This is a genomic window from Porifericola rhodea (assembly GCF_030506305.1).
Lineage (GTDB): Bacteria > Bacteroidota > Bacteroidia > Cytophagales > Cyclobacteriaceae > Catalinimonas > Catalinimonas rhodea.
Genome location: NZ_CP119421.1, coordinates 191,264 through 209,476 on the forward strand (window position 1 = coordinate 191,264; position 18,213 = coordinate 209,476).

The following is an 18,213-nucleotide window of genomic DNA, read 5'->3' on the forward strand; positions in this document are numbered from 1 at the left end:
TTTATACTAAAGCTGTACCTTTTTCTCTAGCTTCTTTTAGTACAGAGGTAATTCCTCTTTTGTTGATAGTTCTCAACACAGAAGTAGATACTTTAAGCGTTACCCAGCGATCCTCTTCTGGAAGGTAAAAGCGCTTCTTCTGAAGATTAGGGTAAAATTTACGCTTAGTCTTATTATTTGCTTTGGAAACGTTATTTCCTACACGTGGTCTCTTACCGGTGATCTGACAAACTTTAGCCATTTTATCTCAATATTTCTTCTTCCTGATATTTAAGGTTGCAAATATCTATAAAATATTCCACATTCAAAAAACTTACTCCTCCTTTTTTACATTATCATACAGCTCATATCGGCAGAAGCATACCTCATAACCGCTTTTACAAAAATACAGTTCAGAAAACACGATACAAAGCCTGTTGTTATACTTATAATTCAGAATTTATCACTTCATTTTGGAATTCATACTAATCTGACTAGATTTTGGCATCTTAAAAGAACATAATAAGCATTGCACTACTTTAAATAGCTTATTTACACATTTTTATCAACAGAAACTCTAGAGTGAATGACTGAGCACATTACTTCAAGCCAGGAGGCAATAACCCTCGAGGATAAATACGGCGCACACAATTACCACCCACTACCCGTAGTTCTTGCTAAAGGAGAAGGCATCTTTTTGTGGGATGTGGAAGGAAAAAAATATTACGACTTCCTTTCTGCCTACAGTGCTGTAAACCAGGGCCACTGCCACCCTCGCATACTTAACGCTCTGCAAGAGCAGGCACAAAAGCTAACCCTTACTTCTCGGGCATTTCATAATGATGTGCTTGGCCCTTACGAAAAGTTTATTACCGAGCTTTTTGGCTATGACAAAGTACTTCCTATGAATACGGGAGTAGAAGGAGGAGAAACGGCAGTAAAACTATGTAGAAAGTGGGCATACACAGTTAAAGGGGTACCCGATAATCAAGCCAAAATTATATTTGTAAATGGTAACTTCTGGGGAAGAACACTGGCAGCCATCTCATCATCTACTGACCCGCAAAGCAAAGGTGGATTTGGGCCTTACATGCCGGGTTATGAGCTTATCCCTTATAATGATTATGCTGCTTTGGAACAAGCACTGGAAGACCCTAACGTAGCGGGATTCATGGTAGAGCCTATTCAGGGAGAAGCTGGAGTAGTAGTGCCGGATGAGGGCTACCTGAAAAAAGCTTACGAGCTTTGCAAAAAGAAAAACGTGCTTTTTATCGCTGATGAAGTACAAACTGGCATTGCGCGTACCGGTAAACTGTTTGCCTGCCAGCACGAAGGTTTTCGCCCAGACATATTAATTTTAGGTAAAGCTCTCTCTGGAGGTGTTATGCCTGTTTCCGCTATACTGGCAGATGATGAGGTTATGCTTAGTATTAAGCCAGGCGAGCATGGTTCCACATTCGGAGGAAACCCTTTGGCATGTGCTGTTGCCATGGCAGCACTACAGGTAGTAGAAGACGAAAAGCTCTCCGAAAATGCAGAAGCGCTGGGGCAGGTATTCCGACAGCGAATGCAGCAACTTGTAGAAAAAAGCGATTTAGTAACTCTGGTAAGAGGAAAAGGCCTACTGAATGCAATCGTCATTAATGATAGCGAGGATAGTGATACGGCATGGAATATTTGTATGCAGCTTAAGGAAAACGGACTACTGGCCAAACCTACACACGGAAACATTATTAGGTTTGCTCCACCATTAGTCATTACTGAAGAACAGCTTCACGCCTGCTGCGACATTATTGACAGTACAATTATGAATTACGCTGTTTCCTAAAAGAGACATGCATAAAGATAAGCTTGTGAACGGTAGGTGAAACATCATCTACCGTTTTTTTATATTGCCGCTACTGACTGCTAAACCATAGTATTTTGCTGAAAGACTTTTACTCCTTTGTTTTAAATCATCAGAAAGAGATATTAGAACAAACTCTTGAACACATTTGGATTACACTGGTATCCTTAGCCCTGGCTTCTGCAGTGGGTATCTCTGTGGGTATACTAATCTCGCGTTACCAAAAAGCTTCCAGAGGAGTACTAAGTTTTGTAAACATCATTCAAACCATTCCGAGTATTGCCTTATTAGGTTTTTTACTACCTTTTTTCGGTATAGGTGTCACTCCTGCCATAATTGCCCTTTTCCTATATGCTCTTTTGCCTATTGTCAGGAATACGTATGCAGGTATAGATGGTGTAGAACCTGCTATCATAGAAGCTGCCCGGGGTTTAGGCATGAGCAATAAACAGATTCTAATGCGCGTTGAATTGCCTCTGGCAACTCCTGTAATTTTTGCTGGTGTACGTACCGCCATGGTAATTAATATAGGGGTAGCTACGCTCTGCGCTCTGATTGCAGCAGGAGGATTAGGCGAGTATATTTTCCGAGGTATAGCTGTTAATAATGTTAATATGATACTCGCAGGTGCTATTCCTGCTTCTCTTCTCGCTATCTTCTTTGATACTATCCTTGGTGTACTTCAAAAGCATATACAAAAGCTCCTGCGACCACTATTGTTTGTCACTTCAGCAATCATTTCTGCCCTGTTAATATATCAGGCAGTTCTACCCTACTTCTCTTCCGAAGCAGATAAGTTTATTGCTGGTTTTAATTCTGAGTTTATGGAAAGAGAAGATGGCTACCCTGGCTTACAGGAAACCTATGGGTTTTCTATGAACGCGATGGAGATGGAGATAGGCCTGATGTATGAAGCCTTGAGAAGTAAAAAAGTAGATGTCATCAGCGGTTTTTCTACTGATGGAAGAATTGCAGCTTATCAGTTAAGAGTACTGGAAGATGATAAAAATTACTTTCCGCCTTATTATGCAGCACCGCTTATCCGGACCGCTACACTAAAAAAGTACCCTGGCTTAAAAGAAACCTTTGACAAGTTGGAAGGAGCAATTTCTGAGAAAGAAATGATGCAAATGAACTATGAGGTAGATCAGGAAAAGAAATCTCCGGAAATAGTTGCCCGGCAATTTCTAGAGGGCAAAGGTTTTGAGCTTAAGCCTAAGAAGAAAGGAGAAGCTGATCTGGTCATTGGGTCAAAAAACTTTACCGAAAATTTTATACTTGCGGAAATGTTCGCTGCGCTGGTAGAGAGCCAAACTGATTTAACTGTAGAGCTCAGACAGGGTTTTGGAGGCACCAAACTGTTAATTGATGCTATAAGATCTGGCGCCGTAGATATATACCCTGAGTACACTGGCACCGCATTGCTGGTAATGATACAACCTCCTACACATGTAGTAGATAGTCTTATTAAAAGTAAGGAAAAGGTTTATCATTATGTACAGCAAAAGTCTCAGGAAGACTTTGGACTGAGTTGGCTACAGCCTTTAGGGTTTAACAATACTACAGCCTTAATGATGCGAGAAGAAAAAGCAGAAGAATTAGATATAAAAAGCATCAGCGACCTTAGGAGTTACATCAAAAGCTTAAAAGAATAAGCTTATTTGAGTTCACTATACTTATCAGCAATGTAGGTAACGGACTCTTTAAGTTTATTAATTTCTTTTTTGCACATGCTTCGGTAGGGCTCTTCCATTTCCGCAATTTCTATTAGACCTTCTATCCTACTGATATCGCTCAGAAAACGTTGATGGTGCAAATCGTGAATAATTCCATCATGAAGCACTTTATAATCTGAGAAGCGATTAAGATAGTTACGGTGTATATAAAAGAGATATATCGCAACACCATTGAATATGCAAAAAATAGCGGAAAGGTCTACCCAGATAGGTGAACTCTGTGTAAATGGCAGTGTATCATAAGTCATAAACACAGAGTAGAAAATAGAGGCAAGCGCGATGATCTGTAGCGCAAAGTCTTTTCGGTGAATAGTTAAAAACCAAGCTACCGAAATCAGCACACAAATAAAGTTTATAGAAAAAGGGTATAAAAAGAGGTGTAAATAACCGTAATAAGGAAACTCAATATTCTGAGGAACCATTTCCCAAAGCTTGCCAATAAAAGGCAGCAAGACTACGATAATCAGGCTAGCTAACTTTCTTCCATCACGAAAGGTAAACTGAATTCCCTTCACCGTAAGTTCTACAAAAGGAGACTGAATTATTTTTGTATACATACTTTGCTTAACTGCCAGTTTTCAAATATAGCAATAGTATTTATTATCCGACAATATTGACTCTTTACCAGGTGTCGGCTGTGTTTAGAAATTACAATTAAAGAGGTATAGCGTTTACTATTCAGGGGTAAAGCTTTCTAATTTAACAAATTAAAACACTTTTCACCATCAAAAAAACTTCCTTAAGCAAAAAAAATCTTACGCCATTTTGCACATGTAAGATATTTTCCAAAAAAAGACATCTAATTTTTTTGAGTAAATATACTTTATTGTATTAGTGCAATTCTATTAATGATAATTAGTAAATAATAACGACTAAATATTTTCATAATATTATTTTCATAAAAACACGCTTGTTTGCTCATTTTCAACCTACACAATAATTAATTCTCATAGACTCGCTGTTATTTGTACATCATCTGGTTGCTATTGTTTCTTCACATTTTTTACACTAACACTCTAGCCTTATTAGAATAGTTTAATTATAGACTCATTTTACACATCGCTTTTTTTATTTGATTTTATAATAATCGCACTGGTGTAGGTGTAATTTTTACACAAGAAATATACGCTATACACCAATACATCACAAAAAATTGATATAATATACATTTTGTTATATATTGGAAAAGTATTAATTCTAGCGAATATTACATATGCACTATTCCTTGATTAATCGTTTGTATTATTTGTTTTCTTAACTACCAAACTACCTTTACTATGAGAATTTCTTTAAGAGGATTGTCGAAATTGTCTCTGGCTTTACTGATTCCAGCCTCAATCATGTTCAGCAGTTGCAGCGAAGACGTTGTAGATCCTAGCGCAATGCCTCCAAAAGACCAGATTAAAACTCCTCCTAGAAAAAATTAATTTCTACAGGACTAGTTTTTCTAAGTGATTTTAAAAAGCCTGCTGAGAGAGCAGGCTTTTTTTTAAAGCTTAACATTTTTCTGAAATTTTGTAACCAACATTACACCTAAAGCCAAAAAAAAGCCCTGTACAGATTGTACAAGGCTCAATAAGAACGGTATATATATTTTAAACTATTGACCAGATTCTTCAGCAGCACCTTCTTCAGGATAAAGCACTATCTTGACGTATTGATCAAAGTTGAAATATTTATTTGCAGTTTCTTTAAGGCTCTTGATGTTAAGCCCTTCTATTTTATCTTCATACTGAACAATATTTACAGGATCTGCCCCTGTAAAATATGCCGCTTCCAGAGCACTTAACCAATAGTTGTTTTGTTTAAGGTTAACTTCCATTTCTCTTCTCTGAGTCTCTTTTACTTTCATAAGATCTGCCTGAGTAGGGCCATTGTCTTTAATTTTTTGTATTTCGTCAAAGACTGCTTTGCTCAGATCTTCTACATTTTCTGGAGCACAGGGGAAGGAGATTGTGATTGTATAATGTTCATAAGGGTATTTTGATACACTAGCATTGGCACCGATACCATATACTCCACTTTTCTTTTCTCTAATCTCTTCTATCAATTTGATGTTAAGCGCCTGCACTAATGAGTTTACTTCGTAGGCTTCCTCTTTGCTATAAGCCATCTCTCCGGTAAAGGATATGCGCACCATACTTTTAGGGTCAGTGCCTTTCATGACTTTTTCTTCAACTACGCCTTCGGGAGGACGGATACCTACATCTTTCCAGCTCTCTTGTTGGTTTGTTGCAGGTAAGGCTCCTAAATAAGTAGCAAGCTGTGGCTTAATTTTATCTACATCAATATTACCAACAAAGAAAAAGGTAAAGTCAGCCGCATTTGAGAACCTCTCTTTGTACATTTTCATCGCCTCATCAAAACCTACACTATTCCAGTCTTCCTCGCTAGGAAAACCTCCTCCTCTCGGATGGTTTTGAGACATAATACGCATCACCTTATCCTGATAAAAATACTGTGGATTTGAGAGCAGATTTTGATAGATTGCTTTGTACTTGCTTATATATGACTGAAATGAGGCCTCATCACTACGAGGAGCAGTAAAATATAAATGTATTAACTGCAACATCGTCTCAAAATCTTTGGGAGTGGCGCTACCTGAAAAACCTTCTTTTAATGAACCAATGTATGGACTGGCATTAGCATTTTTATCTGATAGAAATTTTTGTAATGCCACATTAGAGAAGTCTCCCACTCCACTCTGCTGCACGATACCGTCAGCATTAGCAGCAGAAAAATACACATCATCACTATACACAGAATGTCCTCCTGGGCTGTAAGCTGTCATCAGTATTTCATCATCCTTGAAGTCGGTCGGTTTTAGTACAGCTTTTACTCCATTAGCAAAAGTTAGTTCTGTAACCCCTATCTCATCTATGTTTTTTTCATTTGTAATTTTAGCAGGTGCAGGTACATCTTCAATAAGTGAAGAGGCTATTTCTTCATCTTTGTAAGCTTCTACCTCAATCCCTTCCATGCTTTCAATAATACTTTTCACCTCATCCTGGCTAGGCACCGAAACGCCCTCTTTCTCAGGAGCCATCACTACAGCTACCATATTTTTGTCCGTCATCCACTCACCAGCTAAAGCATTTACATCTTCCAGACTGATTTTATCCAGAAACTGCTGTACGAACTGATACTCAAAAGCAATACCCGGCACCGGTTCTTGCTCTAAAAAGTTTCTTACATACTCTCCAGCATAGCTAGAAGACTCTGTCTTTTCGCGTTCTTTGTATGCTTTTTCGTAATTGCTAAGCATACGTTTTTTGTAGCGCTCCAGCTCAGTCTCGGTAAATCCGTATCGTTTAACTTTTTCGTTTTCTTCCAGCATCACTCGCAGCCCTCTTTCTATTCCATTTTCTGGAACTATAGCATATTGCTGAAAAGCATTTACAGCTCTCACCACACTACCATAATAAGCTCCCACATTCATAAAGGGAGGGTCAGCGGCCTGGGTTAGCTCATTTAGACGCTGACTCAGCATACCCGTAAAAAGGTTATGCTTTGTCATCTTCAGGTAGTCATTATAAGTCTCTTCAGTCTTAGGCATCTGCTCTTCTTTAAAGAAAAGCTGTATCTGATTGAAAGTCGCTTCTTTATCAGTCACTACCACCACCTTACTGTCCTGATGCGCAGGCACATCATACAATTGCCTTTCTTTAGGTTTTGCAGGAGCTTTCAGGTCGCCAAATCTGGCTTTAATCTCTTTTTCCATAGCAGAAGGGTCAATGTCTCCTACTACTACTACTGCCATCAGGTCAGGACGGTACCAATCTGTATAGAAACGCTTGAGTGTCTGATAGTCAAAATTTTCAAGAATATCTTTAGTACCAATGGGCAGGCGACTTTCGTAGCGAGAATCCGCCAGTAGTACCGGTAAAAACTCATCCAGCATTCTGCGTTGTGCACCTTGCCCCAAACGCCACTCTTCTATCACTACTCCTCTTTCTTTGTCAATTTCTTCATCTTCAAATGAGATCCCGTCTGCCCAATCTTCCAATATCTGCAAAGATTTTTCTAATGTGGTATCTGCGGTAGGTACAGTAAGCATATACACAGTTTCATCAAAGCTTGTATAAGCATTTAAGTGTGCGCCAAACTTAACCCCTGCCATTTGCAGCACATTTATCAACTCATTCTTTTCAAAACTTTTGGTTCCGTTAAATGCCATATGCTCAGTAAAGTGGGCCAAACCAAGCTGGTCATCATCTTCCATAAGTGAACCTGCATTTAGCGCTAGCCTAAGTTCTACCCTATTCTCGGGTCTTGAGTTTTGACGAATATAGTAAGTCAGGCCATTATCAAGTTTTCCTTTGATAATCTTGGAGTCCAGCGGTATTTCTGTACTTAGGTCAGAGGGAAGAGCCTCGCCAGTAACATTTTCGGTATCCTGAGCATGGGCATAGCCAAACAAAAGACTGAGAAGTATACACAGACTCAATAGGTTAAAGTTGATGTGTTTTTTCATGACTGTTTAATTAATTAAGACCAATAGCGTACAAATGGATATAATGCTAACCATTTATTAGCTGACATGAGAGAAGGGTACGTACTCCAATATTATGATTTTTTTTCCAAAAACCTTACACCCCTCCAATTTTATACACAAAATATACCAGAGGGTAAACACCTTAATATTTAAAGATCCCTAGCCAATACTAAAAGCAAAAAAATTATGTTAAAATACTTATTATCAAATATATACAAACCGAAAACATTTGTTTGAACGTATGTTGAGCGTATAAATTATTTGACTTTTAGAAATGAAATATTGGGAAGTTTATCCTGATTCTTACTTTTTACCGACGGGCTTGTACTCAAAGCAATCATCTTTAACGATAGCAGTAAAATAATCTGCTTCTTCTACCAATATGTCGGCGGTGGTTTGTTCCACTGCAGCTATTTCTACCCGCACTCCTTCAGATTTTAGGTGCCTTACCAATTCTACGTAGTCAGCATCACCGGAGAGGATAATAATAGTGTCCACTTTATGGGCTAGTTGGGTAGCTTTAATGCTTAATGGTATGTCTGCTCCTTTGTAGCAGGGTACTACAGAACCATAATAATATTTGTGTAAACGATCGGCGAGTTTATGTGAAATGCTCTCTCCTTCCCTAAAATAGATAAGACGGTTGAGCCCTCTACCATCCAGTAGTTTGGGGATAAGCGTATCAAAGTTAATCATGATATCGTCGCTATTAAAAAGGTTATGCAGGCTTATTTCTATGTTGTTGCCGTCTACAAGTATGGCCACAGATTGATGTATCTTAACTTCGGGAGAGTTGTTCATTTGATTTTATTGTATAATCTGGTTAGTGAAAAAAATTAGTGACAGTCTAAATATCTGCTCAAATTCGTGCATGGTAAGCTATGCTTTGTGTTGCTCTTGGTAAGCCTTATCTGCCGCTTTGAAAAAAATGATTACTGCCAGTTCAACTTCATATTTAAAAATTACATCCAGTTAACCCTCTGAAAAGAAAAAGTGTTTTTGAGAATTTTTTGAGCAGAAATTTTTTGGAATAGATAAGTCTACTAAAAAGCAATGAATAGCAGAGCTTAAGTACAACACCCACTTAAAAATATTCAAAATACCAAGGCTGAAATTTCGTATTTACTATTTGGGAAGCACATTGGGTAGTTACTAATAAGCAAGTGTATTAGAGTGGTTGAGACAAACTAGCTTAGAAAAAGCATTCTTTGAGTAGCTTGCCTTACATCAGTGAGGTTATCTTTATTAGGCGATGTGAAAAGAAGAAAAACAAAGCCACATTTGTAATGTACTTAGTTCATCACTCAAATGAACAGAGTACATAGAATTGTTTCTCATAGTTTAGGTAGTTTAGGAGTAAGACCTGTTCGCTTGAACAGGTTTTTACTTTTTATAGCCTTCCTCATCAATATAAGCGAAGACCTGAGAAAAGGCTTCGTCTAAATCCTCTCTCAAACGCTCCTTATCAGATTCAAATCTATCTTTACTTTGCTTCAGCAAACGAATACACTCATTCTGTTTAATATGCGACAATACATTGACCAGATTATGAGCCTGTTCCCTAAAAGAGTTAATGTTGTTATCTTCAAGTGCAACCATAAGAGCCGTGCGATACTCTTTAATTTGCTCAGAAGAAGTTAACAACAAATCTTTATAGGCATTAGGGTTCTTTTGATGGTACTCTTCCAGCAGAGCAAACATATTCTTCTGCCCTACTTTGCTTGCTTTTGAAGTTTCTTTTTTGTGAAATGATGCTTTAGCCACGTTTTTGCAGAGTTTCTCAGCCAGTTCTTCAGAGTCTATGGGTTTTTCTACGAAGTCATTCATGCCATACTTCAGATATTTGCGCTGCTCTTTGTTAGATACAGACGCAGTAACAGCAATAATGGGAACCTTCTTAAAGTACTCTCCCCTTATGCTTCTAATATTACTAGCCGTTTCATAGCCATCCATTACCGGCATCATAATGTCCATAAGAATGACGTCAAACTTTTGAGTACTTTGAAGGATATCTAGTGCTTCCTGCCCATTCGTAGCGATCTGGAGCTGTATTCCCCAATATTCGCAAAAACCTTTCATTAAAAATTGGTTAGGCTCCATATCTTCTACATAGAGCACATGCAATCCCCTAAGTGTGTTTTTATCAAACTGGACAAAACTATTCATACATACAGAACCTTGAACTTCCTGAAGCGGTAAATCTACGGTAAAGGTAGTTCCCTCTCCCTCTTTACTTTCCAGCTGTAATGAACCGTTTTGCAGGGCAATCAGCTTTTTGGTAATTGTAAGCCCCAGGCCGGTTCCTCCATATTTTCTGTTGGTAGAAGAGTTAGCTTGTGTAAAGGCTTTAAAGACCTGCTGCTGCTCTTCGGCAGACATACCTATACCACTATCTTTTATAATAATACTAAACCTATCGGCTTTGTTTGGTTTAAGTATCAGCTTTACAGTACCCTTATGAGTAAATTTGACCGCATTACTCAAGAGGTTGTTCAGCACCTGGCTTACTCTGGTAGGGTCTCCCATCAGACATTGAGGGAACTGATCATCAATCTCCAGTTGTAATTTAATGCCTTTACTTTCGGCCTGGGCTTTAAACATACGAATGGTACGGCGCGAGAGCTCTACCATATCGTAGGCAATATTTTCAAGCAATATTTTTCCTGCCTGTAGCTTTGAGAAATCCAGTATGTCATTGACAAGACTTAAAAGATGCTCGGCAGAAAAACTTAAAGTGCTGATGGTTTCATCCTGAGCTGGTAGGTGCGCCTGTTGCTGCAGTAAGGTAGACAACCCAACTATCACATTTAGCGGAGTCCTAATCTCATGGCTCATCACTGACAGAAACTCGTCTTTAGCTTTTAAAGCTTTCTCCAGTTCTATTTTGGTGGCTATCAGCTCATCTTCGTACTGCTTTCTTTCAGTAACGTCTTCAATAAGAATCAGCTCTTTGGTGCCGCCATCCTGTTGGAAGATATGCGTCTGCACATTGGCATAGATGGTAGCTCCATTTTTAGTCTTATGCCTGCTTACTTTATGAAATGAAGATGAAATGTTATCTAGCCGCTCAGAAAACTGCCAGTCGTGTTTGGTTTCTCCATCTCCTAACAAAGTAAGCGAAGGCATGCCTATAAACTCCTCTCTGCTATAACCATATTTGTTGATAGCAGCCTCGTTGACGTCAAGTATGGCATCGGTAGCAGAATCTAGTAATATGAGCGGGTTAGGGTTGTTGGTAAAAAGATATTTGTATTTTTCTTCGCTCTCTTTCAGTTTAATGACCGACTCTTTACGATCTGTAAAGTCCTCTACAATACCTACGAAGCCGATAGCTCTCTGATCTTCTACCATCAGCGGCGTAAAGGTTACATAAAACCATTTGGTAGCGCCAGATTTAAGAAGATAGCGGCAATCTATTGTCTTGTGAAACAGCTCTCCTTTCTCTCTGGCAAGTTGCCATGATTTAAACAATCTGCTTTTGTCTTCCGGGTGTAAGTTCTGGAAAATACCTTCTCCTAGAGCTTCTTCATGAGTTATATGACCAATCTCCTGTAGCTTTTTGTTGGTCCAGGTGCAAAAGCCTTCTTTGTCTGTCAGAAAAATACCTACGGGGGCTGCCATTACCAGTGTACGGAACCTTTCTTCGCTGGTCTTGAGTTTGTTTTCAGCTATGGTTTTAGAAGTAATATCCAGACCTGCTGCCTGAAACTCTTCTAATATTCCATCCTGATTGTATACTGGTATAATAGTCCAATGATGCCAATACCTCTGCCCTTCAAGCGTTTCCAGCATATACTTATCAGCAGATGGTTTGCCATCTTTAGCAATCTGCCTTAGCTTTTTAATAAAGCGTGGCTGATCATTAACAGGTATAATATCCAGAAAGCGCTTCCCTAAAAGTTGATCTATAGGTTTACCCAGAAACCTCACACAGGCATGATTAGCAAAGCTGATAGTACTATCAGGCTGAAAGCGGCAAATCATCTCATGCTGAGTGTTAATTACACTACGGTAAAGATTCTCAGTATAGCGAAGCTTCTCTTCCTGCAATTTGCGCTCAGATATATCTCTACCAAAAATAGTAGCACCAGCTACCTTCTGCCGGTTTAGTATTGGGTGAAAATGAAACTCATAATAAAAGTCTTGCCCGGCAAAATGGAAAAAGTACTGTACTGTAAACTTCTCACCGGCAAGTACTCTGCTAAAATAATTACGCCAATTAGACTCTACACTAGACCTGGAGGCTCCATATGCCGGAAAAAATTGCTTGTTTAACTCAATCTGTACTCCGGCAAACTTAGTTGCCTCCCTCTGCGCCTTTGCGTTAAATTCCGTAACGTAATGATGTTTATCTATAGACCAAACCAGATCATCAGTATACTCTACCAACATTTTTAGCCGTGCCTTGTCAAAAGCAAGCCTACGCTCAGTCTCTTTACGAGCCGTAATATCAGTAATTCTAACAAGCTCGTAGGTTTCGCCTTCTATCTGTACCTGTCGGGCCTCCCTTAACCCCCAGAAAATTCTGTTCTTTAAGCTTACATAGGCTACTTCGGATGAGTTATCCCTAAACCTTTTCCACTTATCATGATTGGCTGAGGCTTTATGAAATTGGTACTCATGCCGGCCAACTAGCTCTGACTTATCATTTAGCTCAAACATAACCTTTGCCTCCTCATTACACATGAGAACCTGCTTACTATCCTGATGAATGAGCAGGAGGGCATCTGGTGAAGCTTCAAAGATTTGTTGATAGAAAGAATAAACCGCTTGTTCCTTATCAGCACTGTAAAAGGGTGAGCGTTGCTGAATGATGTCTATCAGCTCTTCTTTACTTAGTTGATTTAATTGCTCGTAATTGGATTCCAGTTCCAGGTTTCTCATATAATGAGATCATGTTGGTGAGACTAAGATTGATTTTGGCAGAGGAAAGTTTTAGCTATAGGCTACTTGTGGATGTTACATTCTTATAAGATAATCAAAGCGGCTATCCACCATGACAATCATTTACCATATTTACACCAATAAACATACCCATTAAGAAATTGACATTCAATACTTTACAAACCCAAATTCTTGCTAGGTAAGTAGTACGGATAGTTTGCCTGCAATGGTAATATTATTTCATAAATCATCAAAAATATTGTTACCTATATAACAAAGCTCATGTATGATTTATTCTGCTCCGCTTAATATCTTATTGTAATAGAACAAAAAGTACAGTTAAAATCAAACACTTCTTATTTCAGTGCTAATATTCAGTAAAAAAGTAAAAATTTAAAAAAGCGGTGAATTAGCGTTCGGTCAGTCTCTTTTCAATTTCAGCCATTTTTTGTTCTAGCTTGGATACTCTCTCTTCAATTAATAGTGGTGGGTTGAGATAAGTACTATAGAAACCTTCTACTTTCCACAACTCTGATACCTCTGTACTGTCTACTACTATAGGGGGGTGCTGCGAATTATCTGCTACAAAATATAACTGTTCTTTCGTGTGTTTGTATCGGCGAACATAAATTCCTTCCTGTACCACCAGCACATACACTTGCCCTTCTTTCAGCTTATCTTTAAAATCTACTTCTAGGGGGCAGCATGAGAGCACATCGCCAACATGCAGGCCTGTATCCAGCCATCGCATGCTATCGTCCTGTACCTCAAAAGCCCGAGACTTTTTTTGAGTAGTGTCCGGCAAACGAACAAAAGGCAGACGGTTGATAAAATCCTTATTCTGATGGTTTACGACATACTCAATATACTGCGAACTTCTTACTAAAGGTGTGGCATCTTCCCGACTATCTTTATCTACATCTGCCTCAGCAGGCTTGGCACTCTTCTCATGTTTGAAGAGATCAAATTTGAACAGCTCATTTACCGTCAGTTCTTTAGTTAACAATATGTCTATAGATAAGCCAAACTTTTGAGCAATCTGTATGATAGTTTCAATCTTGGGTTCGGCCCGCTCTTCTTCATAAGAACCTACTGTTCCTCTGGATAGATTAAACATTTCTGCAAAAGCAGCCTGACTAATCTTCTTCACTGCTCTTATTTTCTTAATGTTTTTTCCGATTGTAGACATATTTATTTGCAAATTTTATTAGATATGCTAACTTTATTAGCAATTATACGTAAACTATGTATAAATGACAAATACAATGAACACCTACTACACTAAAGTTAAAAACTACCTTACCGAACTCAATTACGAAATAGTTGAGGAAAACGAAGCTGAGGGCATACTCATCATAGATAATGAAGAGACCGGCGTAAGCCATATGGTACTATGCTGTGCCGAGCCCATATTAATTATTGAGCAGTATCTCTGCGAAATTAAGCAGGTAAGCCTGGAGACTTATCGCTTACTACTACAAAAAAACCGGGATATTATTCATGGGGCCTTTGCCCTGGATCAGTCTGGTACTAAGCTCATCTTTAGAGATACCCTGGTACTAGACACACTGGACCTTGATGAACTGGAATCAACTTTCAATTCCTTAGGGCTGCTATTGAGTGAGTTTACTCAACAAATTATTGAAATATCTAGTGAAAATTAACTCAAAATTATACACATTAATAAATCATTGACATGAACATTTTCAGAAGAATACTCAAAGTAGGACAAGCAGAAGCACATTCTGCCATCAACCACCTGGAAGACCCTATTAAACTTACTGAACAGGGAATTCGCGATATGCGAGGCGATCTTGATAAAGCCTTACACGCTCTGGCTGAAGTGAAAGCACTAGCTATACGCACACAACGTGAACTTAACCAACAGCAAGATGTAAGCAAACAATATGAGCAGAAGGCAATATTGCTGCTTCAGAAAGCTCAGAAAAATGAGTTAGATGCCACGGAGGCTGATCGTCTAGCAGCAGAAGCTTTAAATAAAAAAGAGCATGCTGATCAACAAGTAAGGAATCTGGCTACAGAAAAGAAAAAATATGATGAATCCGTGTTAAAATTGGAACATAATATTAATACGCTAAAATCAAATATTAGCCAGTGGGAAAATGAACTTCGCACACTCAAAGCTCGCATGAAGGTAAGTACTGCCACTAAAACAATGAATAAGCAGTTGGCTAAAATTGATACTTCCAGTACCGTTTCTATGCTGGAGCGCATGAAAAATAAAGTAGAGCAGGAAGAAGCTTTAGCACAGTCATACGGAGAAATAGCTGCTGAACCTAAGTCACTGGACGATGAAATTGACCAGGCATTGGAGAGCGAGCAGGCTTCCTCCTCTCAAAAGCTACAGGACCTTAAACAAAAACTAGGTATTAACCCTAACACTCCATAGTCATGAATGATCTTTTCAACGCCGCCATTGCCGCACCTAACTTATTACCTACTGCCTTACTTATTTTTGTAATGGTATACTGGATAATTGTAATCATTGGTGCTGTTGATGTAGATGCCATAGACATAGATGTGGATATGGACACGGACGTTGATGGAGAGATTTCGGTATCCTGGCTTAATAATTTATTGTCGTTTTTTAATTTAGGCCAGGTACCTTTCATGATTTTCATGACCTTTCTGGTAGTCCCCTTATGGTCAGGCTCGGTCATGACCAATTATTATCTGAACAATCAATCTCTGCTACTTGGATTACTAATCCTTGTTCCTCTTCTTATATTAAGTGCATTTATAGCTAAGGTTGCTACTCAGCCTTTTACGAAGCTTTTCAACCATCTGGAAAACAGCATTGATGGTGGAGAAAGACAAATCGGTAAAATATGCACGCTTATTACCTCAGCAGATGATGCCAGAGCCGGGCAAGCTAAAGTTGATACCGGTGGGGCTCCGCTCCTACTCAACGTAATTACTGACGAAGGCACCAGCATGTTCAGTGGCGACACCGCCATAGTACTGGAGTATTTGGCAGATAGAAATGTCTACCTCATAGAGCCTTACATTGCATAACGCATTCTTAACACCCTAAAATAAATCATCATGGAAAAACAGATGCTCATTGCGCTGCTAGTGATCGGCGCAGTATTTTTCGTGGGCTTAATAGCCTTCGTTATCAAAATGTACAACAAGGCTGTGCAGGGAGAAGCACTGGTTCGTACCGGACTAGGCGATGTAAAGGTTTCTTTTTCAGGAATTTTCGTAGTCCCAGTCTTGCATAAGCTGGAAGTCATGGACATCACTTTAAAGTCCATGGAAATTAACCGTATGGGTAAGGATGGCCTTATCTGTCGTGACAACTTAAGGGCAGATATCAAAGTGTCATTCTTTATCAGGGTAAATAAAACTACCGAAGATGTGGTGCATGTGGCACAATCAATAGGCTGTGCTCGTGCCTCTGATAAGGAGCAGCTACAAATGCTATTTGATGCTAAATTTTCTGAAGCGCTTAAGACTGTAGGAAAGCATTTTGAGTTTGTAGAATTGTACAACTCAAGAGCTAAATTTAAAGAAAAAATTCTAGAAGAAATAGGTACCGACCTTAATGGTTATATCCTGGATGACTGTGCCATAGACTATCTGGAACAAACGCCTATTGAGCACCTCAACACAGAAAACATACTGGACTCAGAGGGTATCAAAAAAATTATTGATCTTACTGCCCAGCAAAAAATTCAATCTAACCTGATTGAAAATGAAAAGAAAAAGACCTTAAAAAAGCAGGATGTAGAAGCTGAAGAAACCATACTTGAGCTAGAGCGCCAACTTATAGAAAAGCAGGAGCGTCAGCAACGTGAGGTATCTAACATACGTTCTCGTGAGGCTGCTGAGAGAGAAAAGGTACGACAGGAAGAACACAAAAAAGCGGAACAGGCACGTATTCTTACCGAAGAAGAAATTGGTATTGCCGAACAGAACAAAGATCGTCAGGTACTGGTAGCTCAGCGTAATAAGGAGCGTGCAGACGCCATAGAAGTAGAAAGAGTAGAGCAAGCTCGTATGCTGGAAGCTACCGAGAGGGAGCGCGTAGTTGAGCTGGCCAGAATAGAGAAGGAAAAATCACTGGAAGAGGAACGTAGAAATATACAGGAAGTGATACGTGAGCGAGTAGTGGTAGAGAAATCTACGGTAGAGGAAGAAGAGAAAATTAAAGACACCAGGGCAATGGCTGAAGCTGAACGAAACAAGCAGGTGGCCATTAAAAATGCTGAACGTGATGCTCAGGAAGCTTTGGTTAAAGAAATTAAGTCTGCCGAAGCCGCCAAACAGGCTTCTGAACATAGAGCGAAACAGCTGATGATAGATGCCCAGGCAGAAGAGGATTCTGCAGCACATCGCGCCAATGCTATCAAAACTATGGCCGAAGCTGAAGCTGCTCAAAAAGCTGCTATTGGTCTGTCAGAAGCACAGGTTATGGAGGCTAAAGCAGCTGCCCGCGAAAAAGAAGGCGAAGCCGAAGCAGGTGTCATTGAAGCACAGGCAGAAGCGGATGCTAAAGGAATTAGCATGCGTGCCGAAGCTCAGGCTCAGGCTGACGAAAAGCTGGGGCTGGTAGCGGCAAAAGTAAACAGAGAGAAAGGTAAAGCAGAAGCTGAAGTAATTCAGGACAGAGCTACTGCCGAAGAAAAGCAAGGTATGGCACAGGCACGCGTACTGGAAGAGAAGATGACTGCTGAAGCTAAAGGTATACGCGAAAAAGCTCAGGCAATGCAGGCACTGGATGGTGCAGGTAAAGATCATGAAGAGTTCAGACTCAGACTAGAAACCGAGAAAGTGCTGGAAATGGCAAAAATCAACATTCAGAAAGATATAGCCGATGCGCAGGCTCAGGTAATAGGTGATGCACTGAAATCTGCCAGAATAGACATTATTGGCGGTGAAACCATGCTGTTTGATCAGATTATGGGCTCAATTGCCAAAGGTAAAGCAATAGATGGTATGATCGGAAACAGCCAGGCACTTACTGGTCTGAAAAACAATCTGCTGGGCAACGGAAATGGTAGTGCCTCTTTTGGAGATAACCTTAAGAAGTTTATAGGCCAATTTGGAATGAACTCAGAAGACCTGAAGAACCTTACGGTCTCTGCACTACTCATGAAAATGATGGGCAAAACTGAGCAACCTTCGCTTAAAGATGAGCTAAACAAACTTTTGGCAGTAGCACGTACCGCCGGAATGGCAGACGAACCTGTCCAGAATATCAAACTTTAAGCATGATTACCATGATGATGAACTGAGAGGCATAAGGG

The 18,213-nt window shown here is 39.5% G+C and carries 12 protein-coding genes; 6 read left to right on the plus strand and 6 right to left on the minus strand.

Annotated elements, in window-relative coordinates; all coding sequences use genetic code 11:
• Position 1 precedes the first annotated feature (1 nt).
• Positions 2-241: a 50S ribosomal protein L28 gene (gene rpmB, locus PZB74_RS00815; RefSeq protein ID WP_277477737.1), complete on the minus strand. Its 240-nt coding sequence runs from the start codon at positions 239-241 to the stop codon at positions 2-4.
• 324 nt (positions 242-565) lie between these two features.
• On the opposite strand from rpmB, the gene rocD reads away from it, so the two are divergent.
• Positions 566-1,807, plus strand: a complete 1,242-nt coding sequence (rocD, locus tag PZB74_RS00820) for an ornithine--oxo-acid transaminase (RefSeq protein WP_302239986.1) — start codon at positions 566-568, stop codon at positions 1,805-1,807.
• Between the two features lie 98 nt (positions 1,808-1,905).
• Positions 1,906-3,480, plus strand: a complete 1,575-nt coding sequence (locus PZB74_RS00825; protein WP_302242860.1) for an ABC transporter permease/substrate-binding protein — start codon at positions 1,906-1,908, stop codon at positions 3,478-3,480.
• A gap of 2 nt (positions 3,481-3,482) precedes the next feature.
• Here the strand turns inward: PZB74_RS00825 and PZB74_RS00830 are convergent, their stop codons facing one another.
• The 5 genes from PZB74_RS00830 to PZB74_RS00850 all read right to left on the minus strand — a co-directional run bounded on the left by PZB74_RS00830 (position 3,483) and on the right by PZB74_RS00850 (position 14,129).
• On the minus strand, positions 3,483-4,118 hold the full coding sequence (locus PZB74_RS00830; protein WP_302239988.1) for a hypothetical protein: 636 nt from the start codon (positions 4,116-4,118) through the stop codon (positions 3,483-3,485).
• Positions 4,119-5,161: 1,043 nt separating this feature from the next.
• Positions 5,162-8,035 (minus strand): M16 family metallopeptidase, encoded by a 2,874-nt coding sequence (locus tag PZB74_RS00835; protein ID WP_302239990.1) that lies wholly within the window; start codon positions 8,033-8,035, stop codon positions 5,162-5,164.
• A gap of 324 nt (positions 8,036-8,359) precedes the next feature.
• Complete coding sequence (locus PZB74_RS00840; protein WP_302239992.1) at positions 8,360-8,857, minus strand: NYN domain-containing protein; 498 nt, start codon at positions 8,855-8,857, stop codon at positions 8,360-8,362.
• Between the two features lie 582 nt (positions 8,858-9,439).
• Complete coding sequence (locus PZB74_RS00845) at positions 9,440-12,940, minus strand: PAS domain S-box protein (RefSeq protein ID WP_302239993.1); 3,501 nt, start codon at positions 12,938-12,940, stop codon at positions 9,440-9,442.
• 409 nt (positions 12,941-13,349) lie between these two features.
• Positions 13,350-14,129: an XRE family transcriptional regulator gene (locus PZB74_RS00850; RefSeq protein WP_302239995.1), complete on the minus strand. Its 780-nt coding sequence runs from the start codon at positions 14,127-14,129 to the stop codon at positions 13,350-13,352.
• A 76-nt stretch (positions 14,130-14,205) separates the two neighbouring features.
• Here PZB74_RS00850 and PZB74_RS00855 point away from each other — a divergent pair, with 76 nt between their 5' ends.
• Genes PZB74_RS00855 through PZB74_RS00870 form a run of 4 tightly spaced genes read left to right on the plus strand, consistent with a single transcriptional unit; the run spans position 14,206 to position 18,175 of the window.
• Entirely contained in the window at positions 14,206-14,604 is a 399-nt protein-coding gene (locus PZB74_RS00855) for a YbjN domain-containing protein (RefSeq protein WP_302239996.1), read from the plus strand.
• A 32-nt stretch (positions 14,605-14,636) separates the two neighbouring features.
• Positions 14,637-15,350, plus strand: coding sequence for a PspA/IM30 family protein (locus PZB74_RS00860; RefSeq protein WP_302239998.1), 714 nt, complete (start codon positions 14,637-14,639; stop codon positions 15,348-15,350).
• 2 nt (positions 15,351-15,352) lie between these two features.
• Positions 15,353-15,976: an OB-fold-containig protein gene (locus tag PZB74_RS00865; protein WP_302239999.1), complete on the plus strand. Its 624-nt coding sequence runs from the start codon at positions 15,353-15,355 to the stop codon at positions 15,974-15,976.
• Positions 15,977-16,006: 30 nt separating this feature from the next.
• Positions 16,007-18,175 (plus strand): flotillin family protein, encoded by a 2,169-nt coding sequence (locus PZB74_RS00870; RefSeq protein ID WP_302240001.1) that lies wholly within the window; start codon positions 16,007-16,009, stop codon positions 18,173-18,175.
• The last annotated feature ends 38 nt before the right edge of the window (positions 18,176-18,213 follow it).

Bases quoted from the DNA above. Each gene is read 5' to 3' on its own strand.
- rpmB (WP_277477737.1), bottom strand. From the start codon at position 241: ATGGCTAAAGTTTGTCAGATCACCGGTAAGAGACCACGTGTAGGAAAT.
- rocD (WP_302239986.1), top strand. From the start codon at position 566: ATGACTGAGCACATTACTTCAAGCCAGGAGGCAATAACCCTCGAGGAT.
- PZB74_RS00830 (WP_302239988.1), bottom strand. From the start codon at position 4,118: ATGTATACAAAAATAATTCAGTCTCCTTTTGTAGAACTTACGGTGAAG.
- PZB74_RS00835 (WP_302239990.1), bottom strand. From the start codon at position 8,035: ATGAAAAAACACATCAACTTTAACCTATTGAGTCTGTGTATACTTCTC.
- PZB74_RS00840 (WP_302239992.1), bottom strand. From the start codon at position 8,857: ATGAACAACTCTCCCGAAGTTAAGATACATCAATCTGTGGCCATACTT.
- PZB74_RS00845 (WP_302239993.1), bottom strand. From the start codon at position 12,940: ATGAGAAACCTGGAACTGGAATCCAATTACGAGCAATTAAATCAACTA.
- PZB74_RS00850 (WP_302239995.1), bottom strand. From the start codon at position 14,129: ATGTCTACAATCGGAAAAAACATTAAGAAAATAAGAGCAGTGAAGAAG.
- PZB74_RS00855 (WP_302239996.1), top strand. From the start codon at position 14,206: ATGAACACCTACTACACTAAAGTTAAAAACTACCTTACCGAACTCAAT.
- PZB74_RS00860 (WP_302239998.1), top strand. From the start codon at position 14,637: ATGAACATTTTCAGAAGAATACTCAAAGTAGGACAAGCAGAAGCACAT.
- PZB74_RS00865 (WP_302239999.1), top strand. From the start codon at position 15,353: ATGAATGATCTTTTCAACGCCGCCATTGCCGCACCTAACTTATTACCT.
- PZB74_RS00870 (WP_302240001.1), top strand. From the start codon at position 16,007: ATGGAAAAACAGATGCTCATTGCGCTGCTAGTGATCGGCGCAGTATTT.